The organism is Tardiphaga sp. 285_C5_N1_2, from assembly GCF_052076065.1.
Taxonomy (GTDB): Bacteria; Pseudomonadota; Alphaproteobacteria; order Rhizobiales; family Xanthobacteraceae; genus Tardiphaga; species Tardiphaga robiniae.
The window spans coordinates 390,001-412,750 of sequence record NZ_CP197241.1; the positions used below are offsets into that span (position 1 = coordinate 390,001).

The window sequence follows — 22,750 nt, forward strand, 5'->3', positions numbered from 1 at the left end:
CGCAGAAGGATCTCGATGCGGTCACCGCCAAGCTGCCGCAGCAGGCACCTGACAAGCCGGATCCCAAAGTGGTCGCGCAGCTCGATGACGTCGCCAAGAAAAACGGCTTTGCGAACTACGGCGACTACAACGACGTCGTGGAAAACATCATGCTGGTGCTGGGCGGCTTCGATCCGCAGACCAAGAAATATGTCGGCCCCGAAGTGGTGTTCAAGCAGCAGATCGCGGCCGTGCAGGCCGATAAGAAAATGCCGGCCAAGGACAAGAAGGCCGCGCTCGCCGATCTCAACGCCGCGCTCAAATCGCCGCCGCCAGCAGTCGAGAACAAGGGCAATATCGACCTCGTCGGCAAATATTACGACAAGCTGGCCGCAGCGATGCAGAACGACGAGTAAGTCCGCCATTGCCATCGCGCGGCTTGGACTTCTGAAGATCGGGGCCGCAGTGCGGTCCCGAATATCGTTGGAGGCCTGGCCAACGCTACGAAATAACGCCTTGGCGTGCTCCGAATTGTTGTCTAAGCCCTCGTTATTCCGGCTTTCACGAGCCTTTCACTGACGCGGGAGACCGACATGTCGAATCCGAAAGAAGTTCCCGCCCTCCCGCTGAAGGGCTACAGCCTGTTGGACTTCCAGCCTGATCCGACCGTGGTCGGCATCTCCTTCGACACCGAGGCCGGTGTCTTCATGTTCGTGGCCACCAAGGAAATCCTCGACATGCTCGGCCAGGCTTTCATCCACAAGGCCGCCTCAATGCCGTCACGCGAGCAGAGCTGAGACAAAGCTGTTTGCCACTCCGGAATCGGGTGGCGAATGGCTGAAGATCGTCGCAAACTCCGGACCTCACCACATCGGATGCTGATGCGATCGATGGAGGCTCTTATGACCGACGTTCAGTTCACTCTTTTCGACACCGCCATCGGCCGTTGCGGCATCGCATGGGCCGATCGCGGCATCGTTGCCGTGCAATTACCACAGCCGGACGAAAAACAGACCCGCGTGCGCATCAAGCAGCGCCATGCGGAGGTCGTCGAGGCCGCGCCGCCGCCTGCGGTACAGGCAGCCATCGACGGTATCGTCGAACTGATGACCGGCAAGCCGGTCGATCTTCTCGATATCGATCTCGATCTCACCGACGTTCCCGAATTCAATCGCAACGTCTATGCGATTGCCCGCCAGATCCCGCCGGGCGCGACGCTGACTTATGGCGATATCGCCAAGAAGCTCGGCGGTGTCGAACTGTCACGCAATGTCGGGCAGGCGATGGGGCAGAATCCGTGTCCGGTGATCGTGCCGTGTCATCGGGTGCTGGCTGCCGGCGGTAAGCCGGGCGGATTTTCGGCCAATGGCGGCGTCGAGACCAAGCTCAAGATGCTCGCCATCGAGGGCGCGTATGTGAATCACACGCCCTCGCTGTTCGATTAGACCTGCCGCAAGATTACCGCAGGCCTGACGCAGGATTTTCGCAAGCTGAGGTGAAATTGCGTCAGGCCGCTTTTCGACCTTAACCCTTTGGCGGAACGGAGATCTTGACCGATTCCCGCTGCAGCATCTTGTTGTGGAAAGCGTCGAGTTTCGGGAATGCCTTGTGCCATCCGCAATCCGGAAAGCGGAAGTCGGCATAGCCGAGCACGCAGACGAGCGCGATCTGCGCCGCATCCATCGGACGCGTCAGGATGTCCGGATGGTTTTCGAAACGCGTGAGGCCCTGCCATGCGCGATCCCACTGATCGTCATACCAAGCCTGCCACAGAAACTCTTTCGGGCGCACGCCGACCTCGTAGCGGCACAGTAGCATCGCATCCGTCATGCCCTGCAGCATCGAATGCTCGCTCTTCACCTTCCAGCGCGCCGGACCCGAGGCCGGGATCAGCTTGTTGCCGCCGGCGAGCTCGTCGAGATATTCGGTGATGACGTAGGAGTCGACGATGACATTGCCATCGTCGAGGATTAGCGCCGGCAATTTTCTGACCGGGCTGATGTCATGGGAATAGGTCTCGTTCTTCTGCGTCGGCGCGACCGAAGCCGCCACCAGTTCGATCTTGTCGATCAGCCCGAGTTCGATCGCCGCGATGCGCACCTTGCGTGCGAAGGGCGAGCCCGGAGAAAACGTCAGCTTCATTTTGGTCCTTTACTCAGTTCTATTGGTCGTCATTGCGAGCGCAGCGAAGCAATCCAGTCCTTGCTTTGTGGCCTTCTGGATTGCTTCGTCGCTTTCGCTCCTCGCAATGGCGAGGAGAGTGATACGCCTTAAGCCGCAACCACTTTCTGCTTCTGCTCGCCGAGCTTCTCGATGCCGAGCATCATGACGTCGCCGACTTCGAGGAATTTCGGCGGCTTCATGCCGAGGCCGACGCCGGGTGGCGTGCCCGTGGTGATGATGTCGCCGGGCATCAGCGTCATCATGCCGGACAGATACGAGACGATCTGCGGCACATTGAAGATCATGGTCGCAGTCGAACCCGTCTGGCAGCGCTTGCCGTTGACGTCGAGATACATGCTGAGCTTGTGCACGTCGCCGACTTCGTCTGGCGTCACCAGCCATGGGCCGAGCGGGCCGAATGTGTCGTGCGACTTGCCCTTGGTCCACTGGCCGCCGCGCTCGATCTGGAAGAAGCGCTCGGAAACGTCATTGCAGACGCTGTAGCCGGCGACATGCTTCAGCGCATCGGCTTCGGTCACATATTTGGCTTTGGTGCCGATGACGATAGCGAGTTCGACTTCCCAGTCGAGCTTGGTCGAGCCACGTGGCTTCTCCACGTCGTCATTCGGGCCGCACAGGCTGTTCAGCGCCTTCATGAAGACGATGGGCTCCGACGGAATCTGCATGTTGGATTCAGCGGCGTGGTCGGCGTAGTTCAGGCCGATGGCGATGAATTTCGGTTTGCCGCCAACGGGCGAGCCAATGCGCGGCGAGCCGCTTACGGCAGGCAGCGATGCCGGGTCGAGCGCAGCGAGCTTGGCAAGATTGGCAGGCGCAAATGCATCGTCAGCCAGATCCTTCACCTGGCCGGAGAGGTCACGCAGCTTGCCGTCCTTGTCGATCAGTCCCGGCTTTTCGCTGCCGAACGCGCCGTATCTTACGAGCTTCATTGTCGTCTCCCTTGGGGCTTGCCTGAAAGGTTGTGGAACAGGGCGCGGGGAAATTCAACCGCGCGACAGAAAGGTCAGAGCCGCAAAAATCAGTGCTGCAGCGCGGCAAATCTGAAAGCATCGCCCTCGCGCATGATGTGGCCGGCACCGAAGTGACCGCCGATCACCAGTGTCGGCGTATCCGCAAAACGCGAGAACAATGCGCGCCGCGATAAGGCGGATTGCAGGGGATCGGCATCCGCCGTGGACGACCAGTCGAGATGCGCCATCTGCACCGGATGATGTGCGGCGTCGCCGGTCAGCAGCGCTTCCTCGCCTGCGGATTTGATATGCACGCTCATATGGCCGGGGCTGTGGCCCGGTGTCGGGATCAGCGTGATCTCATCCGAGAGTTGCGCATCGCTGGCAACGAGATCCATCAGCCCGGCATCGGCGATCGGCTTTACGGAATCGTTGAACACGGCGAGATGCGACGCCGTATCGCTATGCGCCGCCCAGTAGTTGTATTCGTGCTGCCCGAACACATAGCGTGCATTCGGGAATGTCGGCGTCCATTGGCCAGCGACCAGTTTTGTATTCCAGCCGACATGATCGACATGCAGATGGGTGCACAGCACCGTGTCGATACTGTCCGGCGCGAAGCCCGCCGCCGTCATGTTTTCGAGGAACGGCGTGTGCAGATTATTCCAGGTCGGCACCGAACGGCCCTGCTTGTCGTTGCCGAGACACGTATCGACGACGATGCGCTGCGTCGGTGTTTCCACGACCAGCGCATGGATCGACATTTTCAGCCGGCCTTCAGGAGTTGCAAATTCCGGCATCAGCCACGGCAGCGCATGGACCTCATCGGGGCCGACCTGCGGGAGAATGAAGCGTGTGCTGCCAATCGTCTCGCCTTCGATGATCTGCGTGATCCTGACCTTGCCGACCGTCCATTGCATCAGGCGTTCACCCCATTGTTCTTTTTGGAGCCGGAAGATGCGGGTTTCCGGCATGGCGCGCAATGGATCATCTCGCGGGGCTGCGCGTTGTCTGGGTGGAACACCAGGCCCTGCAGCGAGGAGCGTGCGATGCCAGAACTAGCGATTTCATCCGAGAAAGTGGGCTTTCTGATCGAGAAGGCGCGGCAGTTCGATGCCAAGGATATCGCCTCCGACACCGATTCCGGCTCCAACGGCGCCGATGACGATATGATCGATGTGCTTGAGGACAATGGCGAGGATCCCGTGGCGCGGGAAATCGCGGGCTTCATCAGCGCGCTCACCGAGGACGAGCAGATCGATCTTGTCGCCTTGATGCGGCTGGGACGCGGCGACGCCACCATCGAGGAATGGAGCGACTTGCGCCGCGAAGCCGCAGAAGGCCGCAACGGGCGCACAGCGCGCTATCTGCTCGGCGAGCCTTTGCTCGGCGATCTCTTGGCCGAAGGCCTGGAAGAATTCGGCGTCGATTGGTCGAACGAGCGCACTACGCCGGTTCACTGATCGCTTAATCAAACCGCGTAACTCAAAAAGAAAAGGCGATCGGCCGTGCAGCCGATCGCCTTTTTGCGTCTTGAGATGCCGTCGAGTTACATCGTGCCGGGGAAAGCGCCGCCGTCGAGAACGATGTTCTGGCCGGTGATGAAGCCGGATTTCGAACTGCACAGCCATGCACATGCCTGACCGAATTCATCGGCTTCACCGAAGCGACCCGACGGATTTTCGGCCGCGCGCTTGGTCAGGATCTCGTCGACCGAAAGACCTGTCGCCTTGACCTGGCCGGCGGCAACGCCCTTCAGGCGATCGGTGTTGAATGGGCCGGGCAGCAGGCCGTTGATGGTGACATTCGCACGCACGGTCTTGCGCGACAGGCCGGCAATGAAGCCGGTCAGGCCGCTGCGTGCACCATTCGACAGGCCGAGCACATCGATCGGTGCTTTCACGGCGGCTGAGGTGATGTTGACGATGCGGCCGAACTTGCGCTCCATCATGCCGTCCACCGTCGCCTTGATCAGTTCGATCGGGGTCAGCATGTTGGCGTCGATGGCCTTGATCCAGTCGTCGCGGGTCCAGTTGCGGAAATCGCCGGGCGGCGGGCCGCCGGCATTGTTGATGAGGATGTCGATCTGGCCGGCTGCCTTCAGCGCAGCTTCGCGGCCTTCGACCGTGGTGATGTCACCGACGACTTCGGTGACCTCGACGCCGGGATAGGCCTTGCGGATATCGGCAGCGGCTGCAGCCAGCACGTCGCCGCCGCGTGCAGTCATCGTGACATGCACGCCTTCTGCGGCCAGCGCTTCGGCGCAGCCACGGCCGAGGCCCTTGCTGGATGCGCAGACAAGCGCGCGGCGGCCTTTGATTCCAAGATCCACGATGTCACTCCTGAAGTTCGATAATCCGAGGGCCGCGTTATAGCGGTTCCGGCGGGGTCTGATAAGGGCGCTCCCGTCAGAGCCGGTGCGCGCGTTTCCATTGCTCGATGGTGGCCGTCACGTCCGGCGGCAGCGATTTGACGCCCTTCTGCCCGGCCAGCGACAGCAGGGGCCGCAGCTGTGAGCCGGTCATATAGACTGGCTGCCTGTCGGCCGGCATCAACTGGTCGAAGATCAGCACCAGCGTCACCGCGATCAGGCCGACGCGAATGGCGCCGAGCAAAGCGCCGCCGAGCCGGTCGCCGATGCCGATCTCGTGGCCGATCACGTCGTTGATTGCCATGCGCAGCAGCGAGCCGAGCACGATGCCTGACACGAGAAAGATCGCGAAGAACAGCAGTGAATTTTGCGTGGTCGAAGCGGCGGCGGCGCCGGACAGTTGCGGCGCGATCAGCCCGGTGATCCAGACGGCGATCGGCATGGCCAGCAGATAGCCCAGGATGGTCACGGCGCTGCGCAAGAGGCCGGCGCGGAAGCCGATGACCATGGCGACGATCAGGCCGACATAAACGACGACATCGAAACTGTTCATCGCGGCTTCGTTCCCATGCGGCAATTCCGCGTCAAAGAAATCGGCGGAGCGCGCCGGTTTGCGATCGCGGCAAGGCCGGGTATCACTAGGGCAAAATCAAAGGGAAATGCCATGTCCGGGATATTCGACGTCAGTAAAGAAACCATCCTCATCACCGGAGCCTCGCAGGGCCTCGGCCGACAATTTGCGCGCGTGCTGTCCGCGCATGGTGCAGCTGTGGTGCTCGCAGCGCGGCAGATGGGCAAGCTAGAGAGCCTGCAGAAGGACATCACGGACAAGGGGGGGCGCGCTGTCGCGGTGTCGATGGATGTCACCGACAATGCCTCGATCGCAAAGGCGTTCGATACCGCTGAAGCTGCGCTCGGGCCGGTCAGCGTGCTGATCAACAATGCCGGCATCGCGGTGGAGAAGATGGCCATCGATCAGACTGAGGCGGATTGGGACGCGGTCATCGGGGCCAATCTCAAGGGCGCCTATTTCGCGGCGACCGAAGCCGCACGCCGCATGATCGGGCATAAAGTGGAGGGCAATATCGTCAATATCGCTTCCGTCCTCGGATTCGGGCTGACCAAGGCGGTGTCGCCTTATGCGATCTCCAAGGCCGGCATCGTGCAGGCGACCAGGGCACTGGCACTGGAACTCGCCGCGCACCGCATTCGCGTCAATGCGCTGGCGCCAGGCTATATCGATACCGACATCAACCACGCCGCGTGGGACACGCCCGTGGGCGAGAAGCTGATCAAGCGCATCGCGCAGCGCCGGGTCGGTCACGAGAGCGATCTCGACGGTGCCATTCTGCTGCTGGCCTCGCAGGCCTCGCGCTACATGACCGGCAGTACCGTGACTGTGGATGGTGGCTTTCTGCTGAACTAGGCCGCCAGAGGGCGTCCAGCGGGTCTTTGAAGGCTGTTTGGCTCTGTGCGGTCCGTCACTGGGCCGGACTGTGCCGAAACAAGGCAGATTGGCGCGTTTCCGGACCGTCATAAAAGCGCAAAAAGATCGCCGCAGCCCCTTTCCAAAGCAGGCTGGCATTGGTACATACCCCTCGCACCGAGGGCTTTGCCCCGGTTGCCTTCTCAGGAAGCCTCCGGACTGGGATCGATCGACGCCTTGGCGTTGGCCGACTTCGTTTCGTCTCTGGTTTTCCGAAAGGTTTGGCGCGGGGTGGAGCAGCCCGGTAGCTCGTCAGGCTCATAACCTGAAGGTCATAGGTTCAAATCCTATCCCCGCAACCAAACATCTAATTGATATTTCAGAAAAAACGAAAAGCCGCCCTCTGGGCGGCTTTTCGTTTTTACGTCGTGGCGACGGATGCCTTTCAGGGAAAGAATGTGAGGTTTCCGCAGTGATGCAGGCGCCAACTGGCGATGCCGTTAGCGCCTCGACAGCAATACGATGACAGTTATAGCGAGCAGCAACGACAGGCCCTTCCAGACCATGTTCGGATTGCGCTCCAGGAGAGGCACGGTCGACGGATTGAGAAACTCCGCCTTCGGATTGCGCAGGTCGTAAACATATTCGGAGAGTTCGTCGTAGCGCTTCGCCGGGTCGGCGTGCACGGCCTTACGCAACACGCCGTCGATCCATTCCGGAATATCGCTGGCATTGTTGAGCAGCGATCGATAACGCAGCTTGCGGTGCTGCGCGGCGTTCGTCGCCTTCGCGACCTCCGCTCCGTAAGGCAGCGTCCCGGACAGCATCTGATAGGTGAGGGTCCCAAGCGCATAGAGGTCGGATTGCGATGTGGCGCGCTTGCCGAAAAACAACTCGGGTGCGGTGTATTGCGGCGTGCCGAGAATGTCGCTGTGTTTGCCGGGTGAATCAGCTTCGGCGACGCCGTTGACACGGGTCGAGCCAAAATCGATGATCTTCACCGTGCCCGTCTTGTCGATCATGATATTGTCTGGCCGAATGTCCTGATGGATCATCTCCATCCGATGGAACGCCTGTAAGCCGCGTGCGATCTGCTCGGTGATGCCGCGCACGGTTTCCAAATCCGGCTTCGGATTGTCGAGCATCCACTGCTTCAGCGTCTGGCCTTCGATGAATTCGGCGACGATGTAGAGGTAGTTGCGCTTGCGCGACTGTCGGCACGGCTTCAGCACATGCGCGCTGTCGATCCGCCGCGCCACCCATTCCTCGATCATGAACCGCTTGAGATAGACCGGGTCGTCGCGCAGATCGATCGACGGAATCTTGATGACAACCTGTTCGCCGCTCTCCACATCGACCGCGAGATAGATGTGGCTGCGGCTGCTGCCATGAAGTTCGCGCACGATCCTGTAGCCGTCGAACACCGCGCGAGCTTCGAGCAGTGGCGGCAGCGGCAATTGCGGCATCAGAATGTCGCTGGCCTCACCATCCGGCACCGCATCTATCCGCACGATCTGTACGGTGAGGTTGTCCGGGCTGTTCTGTGCATAGGCCTCGTCGACGATCAGCCTCGCGGCAGCGTCGAGATCGCCTGCGTGATCGGCGATCGCCGAAGTGATGAAGCGCGCGCTGACGAAATCATAGACGCCGTCGGTGGCGAGGATGAAGACATCGCCGTCGTCGATCTGCAGCACCTGATAGTCGATCTCGATTTGCGGGTTCACGCCAAGCGCGCGGGCGAGGTAGCTCTGCTCGGATGAGATTACGACGCGATGGTCGGTGGTAAGTTGCTCGAGTGCGCGGTCCGATACGCGATAGATGCGGGAATCGCCGACATGAAAGAGGTGCGCTGCGCGTGCGCGTATCACCATTGCACTCAGGGTGCAGACATAGCCGCGATCCTTGTCGTAATGGTAGCGGCCGCGCTGGGTCTGGGATTGCAGCCACGAATTGGTCGCAGCGATGACGCGTTGCGCCGATGTCTTCACCGACCAGGATTCGGATGTGCAGTAATAGTCGGTGAGAAACGATTTGACCGCAGATTCGCTGGCTTCGCCGCTGATCGCGCTGCTGCTGATGCCGTCGGCGATGACGACGGCAATGCCTTTGAGGCTCAACAGCGGCTCGGTCGGAATCAGGGCGCCGTGGAAATCCTGATTGGTGTCTTTGCGGCCTCTGTCCGAATGCTGGCCGATCGAAATCGTCAATTCACGCGGCATGGGTTACACTAATAAAATGACGCCCCAGCTGGAGAAGCCGGGGCGTCGTGTTGCGAGGATTGCGGGTCGGCCTAGCGGGCGAGACTAGCAACGCGCTTCGGAGCTGTCTTGATGTGTGTTGCATACAGCGTTAGGCCGGTGAAGGTAAGGCCACCAATGAGGTTGCCGAGCACGGTCGGAATCTCGTTCCAGATGATGTAATCCATGATCGTGAACTTGCCGCCGAGCATCAGGCCGGCAGGGAACAGGAACATGTTGACGATCGAATGCTCGAACGTCATCGCGAAGAAGACCATGACCGGCATCCACATCGCGATGACTTTGCCGCTGACGGTTGTTGAGATCATCGCACCGACCACGCCGGTTGAGACCATCCAGTTGCAGAGCATGCCGCGGATGAACAGCGTCAGCATGCCGGCTGCGCCATACTGCGCATAGCCGAGCGTACGGCCTTCGCCGATATGGCCGATCACCTGACCCACCTTGTCTGGGGGCGTCGAGAAGCCGAAGGTGAACACGATTGACATCATGATGGCGACGATGATCGCACCCATGAAGTTGCCAACGAAGACGAGCCCCCAATTGCGCAGCACGCCGCCGACAGTGACGCCGGGGCGCTTGTCAAGCAATGCGAGGGGCGTCAGCACGAAGACGCCGGTGAGCAGGTCGAAGCCCAGCAGATAGAGCATGCAGAAACCAACCGGGAAGAGGATCGCGCCGATAATCGGATAGCCTGTTTGCACCGTGACGGTGACGGCGAACACCGCAGCGAGTGCCAGGATAGCACCGGCCATGAAGGCGCGGATGATGGTGTCGCGCGTGGACATGAAGATTTTGGATTCGCCGGCGTCCACCATTTTGGTCACGAATTCCGAAGGGACGAGATAGGCCATTACTTGAAAACTTTCTTTGGAGCGGGGTCGGTTGATGTGGCGTGCACCTATGGGGCGGCGGCGACGCTCATGTTGAGATAGATGCGGCCGTTCTCGAGCTTGACCGGGAAGCTGCGCGCGCAGCCCTTGTCAGCACCCGAGGCTTCGCCATCATCGAGATTGATGATCCAGTTATGCAGCGGGCAGGCGACCTTGCGACCGTGCACGATGCCTTCGCTGAGTGGACCGCCCTTGTGCGGGCAGCGATTTTCCAGCGCAAACACCTCGTCGCTGGCAGTGCGGAATACCGCGATCTCGCGCCGCGGAGTCTTCACCGTGCGCGCGCCGCGTTGCGGGATCGCGCGCAGTGGACCGACGTCGAACCAGAAGTCGTTGGATGGGACCATTGTCATGTTCATTCTGCCGGGACGGCTATAATCGAGTTGAGTGTTGCGAGCGGCGTAAACTCATGCTGTTCGCGGCCGGCGGCGCGTTCGGCCCAGGGATCCTTGCGGACCGCGCGCTGTGATTTCTCGAAGCGCGCCAGCAGCGCGCGACGGTTGTCGGCATCATCCATGATCGCCGCACGTACCTTGTCGAGGCCGGCGTTTTCGACCCACTTCCAGACGCGTTCGAGATAGCCCGCTTCCTCGCGGTACATCTGCATGAAGGCAGCGATGTATTCGATCGCCTCATCCTCCGTATCGACATGGCCAAGCAGATCGGTCTGGCGGACATGCAGCCCCGCCGCACCGGCGATGTGGATGTCGTAGCCGGATTCGACGCAGATCACGCCGATGTCCTTCACCGTGGATTCCGCGCAGTTGCGCGGGCAGCCCGAAACGCCGAGCTTCACCTTCGCAGGCGCCCATGAGCCGCACATGAAGCGCTCGAGCTTGACGCCGAGACCGGTCGAATCCTGCGTGCCGAAGCGGCACCATTCGGAGCCGACGCAGGTCTTCACCGTGCGCAAGCCCTTGGCATAGGCTGCGCCGGAGACGAGGCCCGCACTATTGAGCTGCGCCCACACCGCGGGCAGGTCTTCCTTCCGCACGCCCAGCAGATCGATGCGTTGGCCGCCAGTGACTTTCACCGTCGGAATCTTGAAGCGGTCGGCGACGTCGGCGATGGCGCGCAATTCGTCGGGGGTGGTCAGGCCGCCCCACATGCGCGGCACAACGGAGAAGGTGCCGTCCTTCTGGATGTTGGCGTGGACGCGCTCGTTGATGTAGCGCGACTGCGCATCGTCGGCATACTCGCCCGGCCACGCGCAGAGCAGGTAATAATTCAGCGCGGGGCGGCAGGACGGACAGCCGCAAGAGGTTTTCCACGCCAGTTCCTGCATCACGGCGGGAACGGACTTCAACTCCTTCGAGAGAATGAAGCCACGGACTTCGCTATGGGTGAGGTCGGTGCATTTGCACATCGGCTTGCGGCCGGCGGCGGAGTAATTGTCGCCGAGCGTGGCCGCGAGCAGCGATTCCACCTTCGCCGTGCATTGGCCGCAGGAGGCCGATGCCTTGGTGCGGGCGCGCACATCGTCGAGGGTGGTGAGGCCGTGGGCGGTGATCGCCTGCGTGATCGCGCCCTTGCACACGCCGTTGCAGCCGCAGATTTCGGCATCGTCGGACAGCGCTGCGACAGCAGCGACCGGATCGAGGGCAACGCCGCCCTGATAGGCCTGGCCGAGGATCAGCGCGTTGCGCATGGCGCCGATATCGACGTTCTTTTTGAGGAGGTCGAAATACCACGAGCCGTCGGCCGTATCGCCATAGAGCACCGCGCCGATGATGCGGTCGTCGCGCAAGACGACACGCTTGTAGATGCCGCGGGCAGGATCGCGTAGCACGATCTCATCCTTGACGTCGCCTTCGGCGAAATCGCCGGCCGAGAACAGATCTACGCCGGTGACTTTCAGCTTGGTCGAGGTGGTCGAGCCGATATAGCCGTCCACGGTTTCGCCGGCGAGGGTCGCCGCGAGGGTCTTCGCCATGTCATACAGGGGCGCGACAAGGCCGTAGCACTGGCCGCGATGCTCGACGCATTCGCCGACCGCATAGATGTTGTCGTCGCTGGTCCGCAGATGATCGTCCACGACGATGCCGCGCTTGACGTTGAGGTCGGCTAGCTTGGCGAGTGCGGTGTTCGGGCGGATGCCGACCGCCATCACGACGAGATCGGCCGGTAGGGTCCGACCATCGTCGAGCCGGACTGACTCGACACATCTGTCACCGAGGATGGCTGCTGTGTTGGCTCCGGTCAGCACCTCGATGCCGCGCGCCTCGATCGCCTTTTGCAACAGATAAGCGGCATTGGGATCGAGTTGGCGCTCCATCAGTGTTGGCATTAGATGGACAACGGTTGTTGTCATGCCGCGCATGGCCAGGCCGGCTGCGGCCTCGAGGCCGAGCAAGCCGCCGCCGATGACGACAGCGTGGCCGCCCTTGCCGGCTGCATCGAGCATCAAGTTGACGTCGTCGAGATCGCGATAGGTGACGACGCCGGGCAGTTCCGCGCCGGGTACCGGAATGAGGATCGGCTTCGAGCCGGTTGCGATAATCAGCGTGTCATAAGCTTCGACCGCGCCGGACTGTGTGGTGACGGTTTTCGCAACGCGATCGATCGCGACGACGAGTTCGCTGCGCCTGAGATCAACCTTGTTGGTCGCATACCACTCATCGGTGTGAATCAGAATGTCGTCATATGCCTTCTCGCCGGAGAGCACCGGCGACAGCATGATGCGGTCATAATTAACACGCGGCTCCGCGCCGAACACCACTACGTCGTAGCGGTCTGGTGCGCGTGCGAACAGCTCGTCCATGACGCGGCCGGCGGCCATGCCGTTGCCGAGGATGACGAGCTTCTGATTCTTTGCGTTCGGTTGATCGAGCATGTGCAAACCTGTTTGGACCGCTGCCGATCGGAAACAGGGACTCGCTCACCAAGCCCGGTAGGGATGGAGTCACGATGACCGCTTCGCACCTGACAATCAGGAAGCGAGCTGTGTCCCTGCGCTTGAAACCAGCAGCGGTTTCAGCATCCGGCGGACGGCGGTCATCATTGACGTAGATATTATTAGCAAATGGCGTGCCAACGTACCTGTCGTCTAACATTCTGATTTTTCGACTATTTCTAAATGAGCTCGGCTGTCGCAGATCAGTCGTGCCATTAAAACGAGCGGCGTTACTGATTTCCTAGGCAGATGATTAAATCTTGTGCGGTGCGCTGCAGGTTCGAGATGGCTCCCGATCTGTGCAGACCACAGGCTCGACGACCGACGCGCGCCTGGCGAAGATCTCGTCAATTTATTAGAGGATCGTTGCGGTGGTGAGCTGGCCGTTCTCGGTGCTCGGCCGGGCACGGCGACGCAGCACATAAAGCGTGCCGAGGGCAGGGCGCCCTGCTTCGAGGCGCAGCTCGGAATTCTCCTTGCATACGATTTCGAAGTTCGTCGCGGCGCAGGCTTCGAAATATCTCTCGCTATGGGCGAACCTTCCTGACGAGAGCAACGTGAAGTCGCCGTGACCCGCGCGTTCGATGCTCGCTGCGAAGAGGCCGCCTGCAGGTAATACGCGCGCAATCAGGCCGATGAGTTCTTCCAGCCGGCCGAGATAGATCAGAAGATCGGCAGCGAAGACGAGGTCGAAGCTGCGTGGGCTGTCCGCGAGATAGCTCACGACATCGGCCTTGATAAGGTCGTGATAGGCGTTCCGCCGTGTTGCGATGGCGAGCATCTTCTCCGACAGGTCGATGCCGGTCAGCCGCGCGCCGAACCGCCCGAGTGGCTCCGCAGCCAACCCCGTTCCGCAGCCGAGATCCAGAATGGTCGCAAGTGTCGGTCGGCAGGACGCAACCATATCGGCGAGTTGCTGCGGCACCTTGTAGCCAAGAATGTCCACAAGCTTGTTGTCGAAGCCTGCGGCGAATTCGTCGAAGTGCGCTTCGACATAGGCTGCCGGTGCGCGATCATGTGTCTGTCCACCGACGGCATCCAGCAAGTAGCGCTGCACGGGATCGTTCGGCCGGCCTTCCAGTCGCAGGCGTCCGGCCGTGGCAGCGGCTTCATGCATGCCATAGGCGCTGAACAACGCGAATGCGGTGCGCAAGACCTCGTCCAGTGGTTCGGTCTCTTGTCCGGCAAGCGTCGGGTAGCGGGTGATGGCGCCCTGAATGTCGCCGTCCAGCATCGAGGCAAAGGTACGCGCGCGGGCGTAGAGACGTAGTGTGACGCCTTCCAGCGGCACAAAGCCGTTTGCGGTTGCCAAGGCATCGGCGCTCTCGCCAAACCGGCCGGCCATGTAGAAGGCCTGTCCGAGGCAAAGATGCGTGACCGCGTCGATGCCGCCCCAGGATAGTGCACGTTGCAGATGCACGATCGCCTGCTCGGGACGGCGGGAGCCGAGATACAGCACGCCCAGGCCGAGATGAGCGTCGCCAAGCGAGGCATCGCCCGACAGAGCGCGCAGATAGGCCGCTTCAGCATCATCGATACGCTGCAGCCGGTAGGCGAGGCTCGCATATTGCAGCCATGTCGTCGCGTGGTCCGGATCGATGGCGAGCGCGCGCAACGCACTTGCTTCCGCCAGTTCGTCGCGACCGCTCAATTGATAGTCCGTCGCGAGCTCACGCCAGGCGGTGACGTCCGTCGGCATCAGTGCAAGTGCAGCAAGAAGCGCGTCGATAGCGACGTCATGCTGGCCATGGTTGCGGTTGATCGTTGCAAACTGCCGCAGCACAGAACATGCGTTGTCGGATTGCTCCATCAGCAGCGCGAAGACGGCGTGCTCCTTCATCCAGCGATCGATCTGATCGGCGGCGTGCTGGGCGTCCGGAAGTGCGAGCGTAGTGGAATCCATCGAGTCAGTCAGGAAAGTCGAATCCGAAGTTGTGCACTATGCTGCTTCTGCTCAATGCGCGCCGCGAAAACAAGGTAGCGATTGTGCCGCAGAGGTTGTGTTTCTGATATCAGGTTGCGCGATGCGTAGTCGTCTAAGGTCGCATCATCTGATCTGTTGCCGCGGGTTCCAATCCGTATAAGCTGTCCTGAAAGAAAAACGACCACTGGGCGGAAATGAAATGGAGGAGGCGCGGTGAAATCACCCGTCGTAAAGCGATCGATCGTTGTCGCCGGACACAAGACAAGCGTCAGCCTCGAAGAGGCGTTCTGGACGGCGCTGAAGGAGATCGCCGGCATGCGCCGGATCACGATGTCGCAGCTCGTCGGCGAGATCGACAAGAACCGACAGCAGAACAACCTGTCCTCGGCGATCAGGCTTTACGCGCTGGCCCATTACCAGGCCCTCGTCCCGCAGTCCGGGCTGTCGTAGGCGTCCGGTAAGCCCTGCGGCGGACCGGCTGGCGGCAAGGCGCATCTGCGCCTACATTCGGTCCAGCCACTTCCACATCAGTCAGGGCCTCTGCATGACCGTTCACCAGCGCAATTTGTCCACCCCCATCGATCCCGTGAAGCTCGACCGTCTGGCCGAAGTCGCCGTGAAAGTTGGGCTGCAACTTGCGCCGGGGCAGGATCTGCTGCTGACCGGCCCCGCCGCGGCGCTGCCGCTGGTGCGCAAAATCGCTGAACATGCCTACAAGGCCGGCGCAGGCCTGGTGACGCCGTTTTTCTCCGATGAAGAGATGACGTTGGCGCGCTATCGCTACGGTCACGATGTGAGCTTCGATCGCGCCGCCGGCTGGCTCTATGAGGGAATGGCAAAAGCGCTCGGCAACAACACGGCGCGCCTCGCCATCGTCGGCGACAATCCGATGCTGCTGTCCAACGAAGACCCCGCCAAGGTGTCGCGCGCCAGCAAGGCGAATTCCATCGCCTATCAGCCGGCGCTGCAGAAGATCGCCGGCTTCGACATCAACTGGAATATCATCGCTTATCCCACGCTGTCCTGGGCCAAGCAGGTGTTTCCCGGCGATGAGGACGACGTTGCCGTGCAGAAGCTTGCGGATGCGATCTTCGCCGCATCGCGCGTCGACAATGCCGATCCCATTGCCGCCTGGGCCAAGCACAATGCGGCGCTGCGCAGCCGCACCGAATGGCTGAACGCGCAGCGCTTCCGCGCGCTGCATTTCACCGGGCCGGGCACCGATCTCGTGGTGGGTCTTGCCGACGGCCATGAATGGGAAGGCGGCGCGTCGACCGCCAAGAACGGCATCATCTGCAACGCCAATATCCCAACCGAGGAAGTCTTCACGACGCCGCATGCCGCGCGTGTCAACGGTCATGTCCGATCAACCAAGCCGTTATCTTACCAAGGTACGCTGATCGACGACATCGCGGTGCGCTTCGAGGACGGCAAGATCGTCGAGGCGAAGGCCTCGCGCGGCGAGGAAGTGCTCAACAAGGTGCTCGACACCGACGAAGGCTCGCGTCGGCTCGGCGAAGTGGCGCTGGTGCCGCATTCGTCGCCGATCTCGGCGAGTGGCCTCTTGTTCTACAACACGTTGTTCGACGAGAATGCCGCATGCCATATCGCGCTCGGCCAGTGCTATTCGAAGTGCTTCGTCAATGGCGGCGATCTCACGCCCGAGCAGATCGCGGCGCAGGGCGGCAACAAGAGCTTCATCCATATCGACTGGATGATCGGCTCCGGCGAGATCGACATCGATGGTGTCCACACCGACGGCCGTCGCGTGCCGGTGTTCCGCAAGGGCGAGTGGGCGTAACGCTGCAGCTATGATCTGAACGGGCGCGGAAACTGAGTCTTCAAATTTATGGCCCAGCCCCACCGCGTCGGCTTTCTCCTGATCGACGGCTTCGCGCTGATGTCCTTCGCCTCGGCGATCGAACCGCTGCGCGCCGCCAATGTGCTAGCCGGCAAGAAACTGTATCAGTGGCTGCAGATCTCGACCGGCGCCGACGCGATCCTGGCATCGAACGGATTGTCGGTGGCGTCCGATCACACCATTGCCGACAGCGTGCGCTATGACACTGTATTGGTTTGCGCCGGCGGAAATCCCGCAAGTTTCGATGATGCCAAGACGCTGGCCTGGCTGCGTCGCCTCGCGCGCTCGGGCTGCGCCATCGGCGGTGTATCCGGCGGGCCTTTCATTCTCGCCAAGGCCGGCATCCTCGACGATGTACGTTGCACGATCCATTGGGAGCATCTCGATGCGTTCATCGAAGCCTTTCCCGAGATCGAGCCGACGCGTACGCTGTTCGAGATCGATAGCAACCGGCTCACCTGCGCCGGTGGTGTCGCCGCGCTCGACATGATGCATGCCATCATCCGCCGCGATCACGGCCAGGCACTGGCAGCGAAAGTCAGTGACTGGTTTCTGCAAACCGCCGTGCGGCTCGGCGACGACAGCCAGCGCATTTCATTGCGCGAGCGCCTCGGTACCAGCAATCGCGCCGTGCTCTCGGCGATCACCGTGATGGAACGGCGTCTGGCCGGCCCTGCGCCGCGCGACGAGCTGGCAAAAACGGCCGGCGTGTCCGTGCGCCAGCTCGAGCGGCTGTTCACCGCACATCTCGGCGTAACCATTGAGCAGCATTACATGACCCTGCGCCTCGGGAAAGCTCGTGCACTGCTGCAGCAGACCAGTATGCCGGTGGTCGAGGTCTCGGCCGAATGCGGCTTCGCCAGCGCCAGCCATTTCGCACGGATGTATCGGCGGGCCTTCGATGTGCCACCGTCGCAGGACCGGATGTCGGGGAAGAGCAAGGCGAAGTGAGGCCTAGCTCCGCCGCGGATAAATAATCACAGACAGATACGTCATAGGCGCCTTCACCAGTTCTTCCGGGCCGTGCCGCGCGGCTGCGTCGAAGAACAGCGTGTCGCCGGGCTCCATCAGATAGGTCTGATCGGCGTGGCGATAACGCACCTTGCCTGTCAGCATGTAGATCATCTCGACGCCGGCGTGACGAAAGTTACTATAGGCCTCGGCATCCTCGTTCAGCGTGATCAAATAGGGCTCGACGCCGAGCTCGCCGTGGATCGACTGGCCAAGCAGTTGATAGTGATGGCCGGACTTGGTGCCGCGTCGCTCGATCTTGACGCCCGTACCGGCTTTCACGAAGGAGCAATCACGCTCTTCTTCGGTCTCGCGAAAGAATCTGGAGATCGGAACGTTGAGCGCTTTTGAGAGTGCATTCAGCGTGCCCAGCGATGCGGAGATGCTGCCGGTCTCGATCTTTGACAGCATGCCGGTCGAGATGCCCGCCGATGTGCTGAGCTCGGCCACCGTCAGCTCCAGCTCTTTACGCAACTGGCGCACTTCATTGCCGATCTTGGATTCCAGCGAGCCGCCGACTTCCAGCGGCGCATTCGAGCCGGTGCGTAGCTCCTCCGGCTTCGATCGCGTGGGTGATGATTTCGTTGTCTTCGGTTTCGCTTTCACGGTGGCGCTTCCTAAATACGGTGATTTCCCGACAATAGCGATATTTCCTGTCAGGAAAACTATTTTCTCGGCGATTGACATGGCGGTTTTGTTTCGGGCAAGGTCCACGCGCATTCAACGAGCGAGACGCGAGCCATGTGCGGCATTGCCGGTCTATTTCTGAAAGATCAAAAGCTGGCCCCCGAATTAGGCGGGTTGCTCTCCGGCATGCTGGAAGCGCTGAGCGATCGCGGCCCTGACTCTGCAGGCTTTGCTGTTTATGGCGACGGCGATGTCGGACAGATCAAGCTGACGCTGCGTGCCGCGCCGTCGTTTGATTTCGCTGCATTGGTGGCGTCGCTTGGCAAGGTCGCCGGTGCGCCGATTGCGTATCAGGTGCATGATACTCACGCCGTCATCAGCATCCCCACCGATCGCGAGGCTGCCGTCGCATCTGCGCTCCTCGGCCTGAAAGATGTCGATATGGTCGCGCGCGGCAAGCGCATGGCCGTATTCAAGGAAGTCGGTCTGCCCGCCGATGTGGCGAAGCGTTTCGGCCTGAACGCGATGACCGGCACCCATGCCGTCGGTCATACGCGCATGGCAACTGAGTCCGCCGTCACAACCAATGGCGCACACCCCTTCACCACGGGCACGGACCAGTGCCTCGTGCATAACGGTTCGTTGTCGAACCACAATGACGTTCGCCGCGAGTTGATCCGCCGGGGCATGACGTTCCGCACGGAAAACGATTCCGAGGTCGCCGCGGGCTATATCAGTTCGCGGATGGCCGCCGGTGCTTCGCTGCAGGATGCGATGACGTCGTCGCTGTCCGCGCTCGATGGCTTCTACACATTCGTCATCGGCACCGAGACCGGCTTCGGCGTGCTGCGCGATCCCATTGCCTGCAAGCCAGCCGTGATGGCCGAGACCGATCGCTGGGTCGCCTTCGGCACCGAATATCGTGCGCTGGTCGATCTGCCGGGCATCGACGTCGCCAAGGTCTGGGAGCCCGAACCCGCCAAAGTCTATTTGTGGGAGCGTCACTGATGCCCACGGTCGATCTCGCTTCGTCGCCGCTGCGCGAACTTAACGGCGCTCTGCACAGGCTGACACCCAGCACCAACGAGACACACTGGACCGTCAGCAATCCGCGCGGCCAGCACAATATCGCGGTCGGTCTCGATTTCCCGGTCGAGATCGAGATCGACGGCCACGTCGGTTACTACTGCGCCGGCATGAACAAGCAGGCGCGCGTTACCGTGCGCGGCAATGCCGGGCAGGGCGTCGCGGAGAACATGATGTCGGGCCGCGTCCACGTCACCGGCGATGCCTCGCAGGCGGCGGGCGCCAGCGGCAATGGGGGGCTGCTGGTGATCGACGGCAACGCGTCCGCGCGTTGCGGCATCTCCATGAAGGGCATCGATATCGTCGTGAAGGGCTCGGTCGGCCATCTCTCGGCCTTCATGGCGCAGGCCGGCAAGCTCGTGGTGCTCGGCGATGCCGGCGAGGCACTCGGCGATTCCATCTATGAGGCGCAGCTCTTCGTGCGCGGCTCCGTCGCCAGCCTTGGTGCGGATTGCATCGAGAAGCCGCTCAAGGACGAACACAAGACCGAGTTGAAGCGGCTGCTCGATGAAGCCGGCGTCGAAGGCGTCAGCCCCGACGAGTTCAAGCGCTACGGCTCGGCGCGTAAGCTCTATCACTTCCATATCGACAACGTCGGATCGTACTGATGAGCGCGCAAGACCGCTGGATCCACACGCCGCCGCGCAAGTCGGCGACCTTCGACGATGCTGCGATCGCGGAAATCCGTCGTGCGGCCGCGACCGGCATCTATGACATCCGCGGCGCCGGCGCTAAGCGCAAGCTGCCGCATTTCGACGACCTGCTGTTTCTCGGCGCCTCGATCAGCCGTTATCCGCTCGAGGGCTACCGTGAGAAATGCGCCACCGATGTCGTCATCGGCGCGCGTTTTGCCAAGAAGCCGATTCATCTGAAGATTCCGATTACCATCGCCGGCATGAGCTTCGGGGCACTGTCCGGTCCCGCCAAGGAAGCGCTCGGCCGCGGCGCATCGGCGGTCGGCACGTCGACCACCACGGGCGACGGCGGCATGACGCCGGAAGAGCGTGGTCATTCCGATCTGCTGGTCTATCAGGTACTGCCGTCGCGTTACGGCATGAACCCGGATGACCTGCGCAAGGCCGATGCCATCGAGGTCGTGGTCGGGCAGGGCGCCAAGCCCGGCGGCGGTGGCATGTTGCTCGGCCAGAAGATTACCGAGCGCGTCGCCGGCATGCGACGTCTGCCCGTCGGCATCGACCAGCGCTCGGCCTGCCGGCATCCGGACTGGACCGGGCCTGACGATCTCGAAATCAAGATCCAGGAACTGCGCGAGATCACCGACTGGCAGATCCCGATCTACGTGAAGGTCGGTGCCTCACGCCCGTATTACGATATCGCGCTCGCGGTGAAATCCGGCGCCGATGCCATCGTGCTCGACGGCATGCAGGGCGGGACGGCTGCGACGCAAGATGTGTTCATCGAGAATGTTGGCCTTCCCACCATGTGCGCGATCCCGCCGGCGGTGAAGGCGCTGCAGGATCTCGGCATGCATCGCAAAGTGCAGCTCATCGTGTCCGGTGGCATCCGCAATGGAGCTGACGTGGCCAAGTGTCTCGCGCTCGGCGCGGACGCGGTGGCGATCGGGACCGCCGCACTGATCGCGCTCGGCGATAACGATCCGGCATTGGAAGCCGAATACCAGAAGCTCGGTACCACCGCCGGCGCTTATGATGACTGGCATGAAGGCCGCGATCCCGCTGGCATCACCACGCAGGATCCTTTGCTGGCCGCGCGGCTCGATCCCGTGATCGCCGGCCGCAAGCTCGCAAACTATCTCTCTGTGATGACGCTGGAAGCGCAGACCATCGCACGCGCCTGCGGCAAGAGCCACGTCCACAATCTCGAACCGGAAGATCTGGTGGCACTGACAATGGAGTCGGCAGCCATGGCGAGGGTCCCTCTCGCTGGAACGAACTGGATTCCCGGCAGCAATATCTAACGAGCCGTTATGGCTGGATGATCTTCGGAGCGCGTGTCAATGACGACCTGGACCGAACTAGCCAAACAACACGATCTCAAATATTTTCTGATTGCCTTTGTCGATCTGTTCGGCGGCATGCGCGCCAAGCTGGTGCCGGCCACGGCCATGGACGGCGTGGCAAAGTCCGGCGCTGGCTTTGCCGGTTTCGCGGCCTGGTTCGATATGACGCCGGCCGATCCCGACGTGCTCGTGATGCCGGATATGGATACGCTGACGCTGCTGCCATGGAAGCCCGGCGTCGCCTGGGTCACGGGGGATCTCTATATGGGCGGCAACCCCGTGGCGCAGAATCCACGTCAAGTGCTGAAAGGCCTCATTGCGAGGGCGGCGGAGCAGGGTGTCGAACTCAAGACCGGCGTCGAATGCGAGTACTTCCTGATCTCGCCGGACGGCACCGCGATCTCCGATCCCGCCGATCAGCAGGCCAAACCGTGCTACGACCAGCAGGCGCTGATGCGGCGCTACGAGATCGTCGCCGAAATCTGTGATGCGATGATTGCGCTCGGCTGGAAGCCCTATCAGAACGATCATGAAGACGCCAACGGCCAGTTCGAGATGAACTGGGAGTTCGACACCGCGCTGAAGACCGCCGATCGCCACGCGTTCTTTAAGTTTATGGTCAAGTCGATTGCCGAAAAGCACGGCTACAAGGCGACCTTCATGCCGAAGCCGTTTGCCAATCTCACTGGCAATGGCTGCCACGTCCATGCGTCGCTATGGTCGACCAAGGACGGCTCGAATGTGTTCGAGGACGAGAGCGGCGAGTTGGGTCTCTCGAAGACGGCCTATCACTTCATCGGCGGCCTTGTTCATTCGGCCGAAGCGGTTTGCGCAATCACCAATCCCACGGTGAATTCCTACAAGCGCATCAATGCGCCGCGCACGCTCTCCGGCGCGACATGGTCGCCGAACACGGTGACCTACGGCGGCAACAATCGCACGCATATGATCCGCATTCCCGATGCGGGCCGGTTCGAATTCCGTTTGCCCGATGGCGCGGTGAATCCCTATCTGCTGCCGGCTACCTTGCTCGCCGCCGGCCTCGACGGCATGGCCAACAGCCGCGATCCCGGCCCGCGCCTCGACATCAATATGTATACGGAAGGCGTGAAGGCGCCGAAGGCAAAGCAGCTGCCGCTGAACCTGCTCGATGCATTGCGGGCGCTCGAAGCATCCGACGTGTTGAAGGCGCAGCTCGGCGAGGTCGTGGTCGGATCGTATCTCAAGCTCAAACACAGCGACTGGAATGAGCACTGCCGTCAGCTCACCGAATGGGAGCGGCAGACGACTTTGGATTGCTGATACC

23 protein-coding genes and 1 tRNA gene (1 of these 24 cut by a window edge) are annotated in these 22,750 nt (G+C 61.5%); 13 read left to right on the forward strand and 11 right to left on the reverse strand.

Going from position 1 to position 22,750, the window contains the following annotated elements; all coding sequences use genetic code 11:
- The 3 genes from AB7951_RS01810 to AB7951_RS01820 form a co-directional block, all read left to right on the forward strand.
- Positions 1-395 carry the 3' portion of a hypothetical protein gene (locus AB7951_RS01810; protein WP_120288019.1) on the forward strand. It extends 214 nt beyond the left edge of the window, so 395 of the gene's 609 nt are visible here — the last part of the coding sequence; its start codon lies beyond the left edge, outside the window; the stop codon is at positions 393-395.
- A gap of 177 nt (positions 396-572) precedes the next feature.
- The gene (locus AB7951_RS01815) at positions 573-776 is read left to right on the forward strand and encodes a hypothetical protein (RefSeq protein WP_068729147.1); all 204 of its coding nucleotides are present in this window, start codon (positions 573-575) and stop codon (positions 774-776) included.
- 105 nt (positions 777-881) lie between these two features.
- On the forward strand, positions 882-1,424 hold the full coding sequence (locus AB7951_RS01820; protein WP_093757381.1) for a methylated-DNA--[protein]-cysteine S-methyltransferase: 543 nt from the start codon (positions 882-884) through the stop codon (positions 1,422-1,424).
- Between the two features lie 79 nt (positions 1,425-1,503).
- Here the strand turns inward: AB7951_RS01820 and AB7951_RS01825 are convergent, their stop codons facing one another.
- From AB7951_RS01825 to AB7951_RS01835, 3 genes are all read right to left on the reverse strand, one after another.
- On the reverse strand, positions 1,504-2,121 hold the full coding sequence (locus AB7951_RS01825; RefSeq protein WP_120287230.1) for a glutathione S-transferase family protein: 618 nt from the start codon (positions 2,119-2,121) through the stop codon (positions 1,504-1,506).
- Between the two features lie 128 nt (positions 2,122-2,249).
- Positions 2,250-3,092, reverse strand: coding sequence for a fumarylacetoacetate hydrolase family protein (locus AB7951_RS01830; RefSeq protein WP_120287229.1), 843 nt, complete (start codon positions 3,090-3,092; stop codon positions 2,250-2,252).
- Between the two features lie 89 nt (positions 3,093-3,181).
- Positions 3,182-4,033, reverse strand: coding sequence for an MBL fold metallo-hydrolase (locus AB7951_RS01835; RefSeq protein WP_120288018.1), 852 nt, complete (start codon positions 4,031-4,033; stop codon positions 3,182-3,184).
- A 129-nt stretch (positions 4,034-4,162) separates the two neighbouring features.
- On the opposite strand from AB7951_RS01835, the gene AB7951_RS01840 reads away from it, so the two are divergent.
- Positions 4,163-4,576, forward strand: a complete 414-nt coding sequence (locus AB7951_RS01840) for a DUF3775 domain-containing protein (RefSeq protein WP_120287228.1) — start codon at positions 4,163-4,165, stop codon at positions 4,574-4,576.
- An 86-nt stretch (positions 4,577-4,662) separates the two neighbouring features.
- Here AB7951_RS01840 and AB7951_RS01845 read toward each other — a convergent pair whose 3' ends face one another.
- Both AB7951_RS01845 and AB7951_RS01850 read right to left on the reverse strand, forming a co-directional pair.
- A complete protein-coding gene (locus AB7951_RS01845) occupies positions 4,663-5,445 on the reverse strand; it encodes an SDR family oxidoreductase (protein WP_120287227.1) in 783 nt (260 codons plus the stop codon).
- 76 nt (positions 5,446-5,521) lie between these two features.
- Positions 5,522-6,037, reverse strand: coding sequence for a CvpA family protein (locus tag AB7951_RS01850; protein ID WP_120287226.1), 516 nt, complete (start codon positions 6,035-6,037; stop codon positions 5,522-5,524).
- 111 nt (positions 6,038-6,148) lie between these two features.
- Here AB7951_RS01850 and AB7951_RS01855 point away from each other — a divergent pair, with 111 nt between their 5' ends.
- A complete protein-coding gene (locus AB7951_RS01855; protein ID WP_120287225.1) occupies positions 6,149-6,910 on the forward strand; it encodes an SDR family NAD(P)-dependent oxidoreductase in 762 nt (253 codons plus the stop codon).
- A gap of 285 nt (positions 6,911-7,195) precedes the next feature.
- Positions 7,196-7,272: transfer RNA gene (locus tag AB7951_RS01860), tRNA-Met, on the forward strand.
- 138 nt (positions 7,273-7,410) lie between these two features.
- Here the strand turns inward: AB7951_RS01860 and AB7951_RS01865 are convergent.
- The 5 genes from AB7951_RS01865 to AB7951_RS01885 form a co-directional block, all read right to left on the reverse strand.
- Positions 7,411-9,129, reverse strand: a complete 1,719-nt coding sequence (locus AB7951_RS01865; protein WP_120287224.1) for a bifunctional protein-serine/threonine kinase/phosphatase — start codon at positions 9,127-9,129, stop codon at positions 7,411-7,413.
- Positions 9,130-9,200: 71 nt separating this feature from the next.
- Positions 9,201-10,022, reverse strand: coding sequence for a formate/nitrite transporter family protein (locus AB7951_RS01870; RefSeq protein WP_089265759.1), 822 nt, complete (start codon positions 10,020-10,022; stop codon positions 9,201-9,203).
- Between the two features lie 47 nt (positions 10,023-10,069).
- Positions 10,070-10,414, reverse strand: a complete 345-nt coding sequence (nirD, locus tag AB7951_RS01875) for a nitrite reductase small subunit NirD (RefSeq protein ID WP_374725601.1) — start codon at positions 10,412-10,414, stop codon at positions 10,070-10,072.
- A gap of 2 nt (positions 10,415-10,416) precedes the next feature.
- Positions 10,417-12,894, reverse strand: a complete 2,478-nt coding sequence (gene nirB, locus AB7951_RS01880) for a nitrite reductase large subunit NirB (protein ID WP_120287223.1) — start codon at positions 12,892-12,894, stop codon at positions 10,417-10,419.
- 415 nt (positions 12,895-13,309) lie between these two features.
- The gene (locus AB7951_RS01885) at positions 13,310-14,857 is read right to left on the reverse strand and encodes a methyltransferase domain-containing protein (RefSeq protein WP_120287222.1); all 1,548 of its coding nucleotides are present in this window, start codon (positions 14,855-14,857) and stop codon (positions 13,310-13,312) included.
- Between the two features lie 234 nt (positions 14,858-15,091).
- On the opposite strand from AB7951_RS01885, the gene AB7951_RS01890 reads away from it, so the two are divergent.
- From AB7951_RS01890 to AB7951_RS01900, 3 genes are all read left to right on the forward strand, one after another.
- On the forward strand, positions 15,092-15,328 hold the full coding sequence (locus AB7951_RS01890; RefSeq protein ID WP_089265762.1) for a ribbon-helix-helix domain-containing protein: 237 nt from the start codon (positions 15,092-15,094) through the stop codon (positions 15,326-15,328).
- A gap of 94 nt (positions 15,329-15,422) precedes the next feature.
- Entirely contained in the window at positions 15,423-16,679 is a 1,257-nt protein-coding gene (locus AB7951_RS01895; protein WP_120287221.1) for an aminopeptidase, read from the forward strand.
- Positions 16,680-16,727: 48 nt separating this feature from the next.
- On the forward strand, positions 16,728-17,690 hold the full coding sequence (locus AB7951_RS01900; RefSeq protein ID WP_120287220.1) for a GlxA family transcriptional regulator: 963 nt from the start codon (positions 16,728-16,730) through the stop codon (positions 17,688-17,690).
- A gap of 3 nt (positions 17,691-17,693) precedes the next feature.
- On the opposite strand, the gene AB7951_RS01905 is transcribed toward AB7951_RS01900, so the two are convergent.
- A complete protein-coding gene (locus AB7951_RS01905; protein WP_309942893.1) occupies positions 17,694-18,356 on the reverse strand; it encodes a helix-turn-helix domain-containing protein in 663 nt (220 codons plus the stop codon).
- A gap of 135 nt (positions 18,357-18,491) precedes the next feature.
- On the opposite strand from AB7951_RS01905, the gene AB7951_RS01910 reads away from it, so the two are divergent.
- The 4 genes from AB7951_RS01910 to glnT are packed head-to-tail and all read left to right on the forward strand — an operon-like array spanning position 18,492 to position 22,746.
- Positions 18,492-19,385 carry a class II glutamine amidotransferase gene (locus tag AB7951_RS01910; RefSeq protein ID WP_120287219.1) on the forward strand — a complete coding sequence of 298 codons (894 nt, stop codon included), beginning with the start codon at positions 18,492-18,494 and terminating at the stop codon, positions 19,383-19,385.
- Positions 19,385-20,071 (forward strand): protein glxC, encoded by a 687-nt coding sequence (locus AB7951_RS01915; RefSeq protein WP_120287218.1) that lies wholly within the window; start codon positions 19,385-19,387, stop codon positions 20,069-20,071. Before AB7951_RS01910 ends, AB7951_RS01915 begins: the two co-directional genes overlap by 1 nt.
- On the forward strand, positions 20,071-21,402 hold the full coding sequence (locus AB7951_RS01920) for an FMN-binding glutamate synthase family protein (protein ID WP_093757228.1): 1,332 nt from the start codon (positions 20,071-20,073) through the stop codon (positions 21,400-21,402). Before AB7951_RS01915 ends, AB7951_RS01920 begins: the two co-directional genes overlap by 1 nt.
- A 39-nt stretch (positions 21,403-21,441) precedes the next feature.
- On the forward strand, positions 21,442-22,746 hold the full coding sequence (gene glnT / locus AB7951_RS01925) for a type III glutamate--ammonia ligase (RefSeq protein ID WP_120287217.1): 1,305 nt from the start codon (positions 21,442-21,444) through the stop codon (positions 22,744-22,746).
- The last annotated feature ends 4 nt before the right edge of the window (positions 22,747-22,750 follow it).

Excerpts from the sequence above, each read along its gene's own strand:
- AB7951_RS01815 (WP_068729147.1), top strand. The coding sequence starts at position 573 with ATGTCGAATCCGAAAGAAGTTCCCGCCCTCCCGCTGAAGGGCTACAGC.
- AB7951_RS01820 (WP_093757381.1), top strand. The coding sequence starts at position 882 with ATGACCGACGTTCAGTTCACTCTTTTCGACACCGCCATCGGCCGTTGC.
- AB7951_RS01825 (WP_120287230.1), bottom strand. The coding sequence starts at position 2,121 with ATGAAGCTGACGTTTTCTCCGGGCTCGCCCTTCGCACGCAAGGTGCGC.
- AB7951_RS01830 (WP_120287229.1), bottom strand. The coding sequence starts at position 3,092 with ATGAAGCTCGTAAGATACGGCGCGTTCGGCAGCGAAAAGCCGGGACTG.
- AB7951_RS01835 (WP_120288018.1), bottom strand. The coding sequence starts at position 4,033 with ATGCAATGGACGGTCGGCAAGGTCAGGATCACGCAGATCATCGAAGGC.
- AB7951_RS01840 (WP_120287228.1), top strand. The coding sequence starts at position 4,163 with ATGCCAGAACTAGCGATTTCATCCGAGAAAGTGGGCTTTCTGATCGAG.
- AB7951_RS01850 (WP_120287226.1), bottom strand. The coding sequence starts at position 6,037 with ATGAACAGTTTCGATGTCGTCGTTTATGTCGGCCTGATCGTCGCCATG.
- AB7951_RS01855 (WP_120287225.1), top strand. The coding sequence starts at position 6,149 with ATGTCCGGGATATTCGACGTCAGTAAAGAAACCATCCTCATCACCGGA.
- AB7951_RS01865 (WP_120287224.1), bottom strand. The coding sequence starts at position 9,129 with ATGCCGCGTGAATTGACGATTTCGATCGGCCAGCATTCGGACAGAGGC.
- AB7951_RS01870 (WP_089265759.1), bottom strand. The coding sequence starts at position 10,022 with ATGGCCTATCTCGTCCCTTCGGAATTCGTGACCAAAATGGTGGACGCC.
- nirD (WP_374725601.1), bottom strand. The coding sequence starts at position 10,414 with ATGACAATGGTCCCATCCAACGACTTCTGGTTCGACGTCGGTCCACTG.
- nirB (WP_120287223.1), bottom strand. The coding sequence starts at position 12,894 with ATGCTCGATCAACCGAACGCAAAGAATCAGAAGCTCGTCATCCTCGGC.
- AB7951_RS01885 (WP_120287222.1), bottom strand. The coding sequence starts at position 14,857 with ATGGATTCCACTACGCTCGCACTTCCGGACGCCCAGCACGCCGCCGAT.
- AB7951_RS01895 (WP_120287221.1), top strand. The coding sequence starts at position 15,423 with ATGACCGTTCACCAGCGCAATTTGTCCACCCCCATCGATCCCGTGAAG.
- AB7951_RS01900 (WP_120287220.1), top strand. The coding sequence starts at position 16,728 with ATGGCCCAGCCCCACCGCGTCGGCTTTCTCCTGATCGACGGCTTCGCG.
- AB7951_RS01910 (WP_120287219.1), top strand. The coding sequence starts at position 18,492 with ATGTGCGGCATTGCCGGTCTATTTCTGAAAGATCAAAAGCTGGCCCCC.
- AB7951_RS01915 (WP_120287218.1), top strand. The coding sequence starts at position 19,385 with ATGCCCACGGTCGATCTCGCTTCGTCGCCGCTGCGCGAACTTAACGGC.
- AB7951_RS01920 (WP_093757228.1), top strand. The coding sequence starts at position 20,071 with ATGAGCGCGCAAGACCGCTGGATCCACACGCCGCCGCGCAAGTCGGCG.
- glnT (WP_120287217.1), top strand. The coding sequence starts at position 21,442 with ATGACGACCTGGACCGAACTAGCCAAACAACACGATCTCAAATATTTT.